Origin of the sequence: Nocardia sp. NPDC049220, from assembly GCF_040647855.1 — a bacterium.
Classification (GTDB): domain Bacteria; phylum Actinomycetota; class Actinomycetes; order Mycobacteriales; family Mycobacteriaceae; genus Nocardia.
This window is the reverse complement of sequence record NZ_JBEZDA010000066.1, coordinates 1-1,119: the sequence shown is the minus strand read 5'-3', so window position 1 is coordinate 1,119 and position 1,119 is coordinate 1. Positions and strand designations below refer to the sequence as shown.

Below are 1,119 nucleotides of genomic sequence, written 5' to 3'. Positions count from 1 at the left end.
TGTCGAGGGTCAGCCAGGTGGTGGTGTCGGGCAGTTGCGTGCGTGTGGCTGTCGTGGTCAATCCGATGACGGTTCGGGAGTCGGTCAGCATGTGGGTGATGCGTTCGGTGGGATAGGTGGGGTCGATGGGTAGGAAAGCGGCCCCGGTTTTGGTGACGGCCCAGATAGCCAGAACAGATTCCGGGGAGCGTGGGATGGCGATGGCGACGATATTCTCCGCGCCGATGCCGTGGTGGATGAGTATTCGAGCCAGGCGGTTGGAGCGTTCGTCGAGTTCTCGATAGCTCGTGTGCTGTTGGTCGAACACGATCGCGGTAGCGTCGGGGTCTTGTGTGGCTGCGGTGGTGAGCAGCTCGGCCAGGGTGATCGGGGTTGCGGTGGGTGCACCGCGGCGGGTGAGTAGATCGGTTCGTTCGGCGGGTTCGAGTACCTCGATGGTGGTGACCGGGGTGGTGGGGTCGACGGCGACGGATTCGAGGATCCGGATCCACCGCCGGGTCAGGGTGTCGATCGTCGTGGGGTCGAACAGTTCGGTGGCGTAGGTGACGGTGATGGTCATCTCGCCGGTGTCGTGGTTGTCCGACAGGATGAATTGCAGGTCGAAGCGGGATACTTCGTTGGGGAGATCGACTACCGACACTTCGAGGTCGGGTAGTTCGAACTCGATACGCTCGAGGTTCTGGAACGCCAACAACACTTGGAACAAGGGGTGGCGGGCTTGGGATCGTTGTGGAGCGAGTTCATCCACGAGCTGTTCGAACGGGACATCAGCGTGAGCGTAGGCATCCAGGTCGATCTGTCTGATGCGGTCGAGTAGGTCGGTGAACGGTTCGTCCAGGTCGAGATCGGTTCTCAGCACGAGGGTGTTGACGAACATTCCGATCACGTCATCGAGTGCGGCAGCGCCTCGTCCGGCGATCGGTGTGCCGATCGCGATATCGGTGGTGCCGCTCAAACGGGCCAGCAGTACTGCCAGGGTGGAGTGGATGACCATGAACAGTGATGAGTTGTGGTGCTGGGCGAGGCGTTCCAACGCCCGCACCGATTCGGCCCGCAAGCAGTGACTGGTAGTGGCGCCCCGCTGCGACATCACCACCGGCCGCGGCCGATCAACCGGCA

The 1,119-nt window shown here is 62.2% G+C and carries 1 protein-coding gene; it reads right to left on the bottom strand.

Features of this window, described 5'->3' with window-relative positions; translation table 11 throughout:
* On the bottom strand, window positions 1–1,057 hold a 1,057-nt coding region (locus AB0C34_RS31570), incomplete at its 3' end, for a condensation domain-containing protein (protein ID WP_357081117.1).
* Window positions 1,058–1,119: the final 62 nt, after the last annotated feature.